Source organism: Christiangramia aquimixticola, assembly GCF_048285835.1.
In the GTDB taxonomy this organism is placed as follows: domain Bacteria; phylum Bacteroidota; class Bacteroidia; order Flavobacteriales; family Flavobacteriaceae; genus Christiangramia; species Christiangramia aquimixticola.
Window position 1 is genome coordinate 333,028 of sequence record NZ_JBLVTL010000004.1, and the last position, 1,190, is coordinate 334,217.

The 1,190-nt window shown below is 35.0% G+C and carries 1 protein-coding gene and 1 pseudogene; both read left to right on the top strand.

Translation table 11 applies throughout. The annotated features are described in order from the left end of the window. Nucleotides 1-898 (top strand): energy transducer TonB (locus ACNKXV_RS10740; protein WP_417907727.1); only part of this gene is annotated, 898 nt, incomplete at its 5' end. Beyond that, nucleotides 891-1,190, top strand: a pseudogene (locus ACNKXV_RS10745) (tetratricopeptide repeat protein); the annotation flags it as partial. The gene ACNKXV_RS10740 and the pseudogene ACNKXV_RS10745, both read left to right, overlap by 8 nt.

Consider the following 1,190-nt stretch of genomic DNA (forward strand, 5'->3'; position numbering starts at 1 on the left):
AAAGCGAATATTTATGTTACAAAAAAACAAATCATCGAAACTTTCAAAATTCAAACTTTTACTCATCGTTCCACTTATGCTGGCCATGTTGACCTATGTTGCCTGTTCAGATAATAAAACGGAAGAGGAAATAGATTCAACATTATCTCAGTTTAATTACAGTCTTAATAAAGTTGAAAATCTTGAGGAAAACCTTGAAAAGAAAAAAACCCATGAAGCTTATGAAAATTTTCTTATCAATAACCCCGATTATGTAAGTTGGGCTACTATAAATTATAACTCTGACCAGGTCTCATACTCGATACATAAAGCTTCAGAAAAAGTTCCAGATGGTTACAATAAAATGGTAGTAACCAGTAAAGATGGAAATGAGTATACCATGTACATGAATCTTAAAGCAACAGGTCCTGAAAGCACTAGTGCGACTAAAAATCTTTCACAGAAAAGCAATTTAAACGATTCCGAAGAATCCCAAAATATGCCTGAATTAGTTTTAAACGATAATGATTATATAAAAAATCAAAATTTTAATACAGAGAGCGCACATCCCTTTGCAACCATAGATATTGCTCCTGCTTTTCCTGGTTGTGAAGAACTTTCCGGGGAATCCCGTAAGGAATGTACAAGTCAAAAGATCTCTGCCTTTATTGGGAAGCATTTTAATTCCAACATCGGAAAAGAGTTAAATATTAAAGAATTTAATCGCATTCTAGTCCATTTCAAAATCGATCAAACAGGGAAAATTGTTGAAACCAGAGCTAGAGCTACACATAAAGAATTAAAGGAGGAGGCAATCAGGGTTATTAATAATCTTCCCAACATGAAACCTGGACAGCATAATGGAAAAAAAGTCACAGTAACCTACACTCTACCTATCGTATTTCAAGTAGATGAATAAAGCAGTCATTATTATCTTATTTATTATAGGAGCCAAAGCCGGAGCTCAAACTTCGGCTTTAAATATTCCGGATAGTCTGGCAGCTGTGGGCAAATACAATGAAGCAATTAAAATGCTTCAAATGACTAAACCAAAATCTGATCAGGTATACCTAAGACTGGCTAAGTTTCAACAAGCCACCGGGCTTGATCAGGAAGCAATTAAGAGTTACCAAATCGTACTAAAAAGAAGTCCGGGCAGAGTTTTAACCGCTTTAGATTATGGGGAACTTCTGTTAGAATCAGGAAAACTG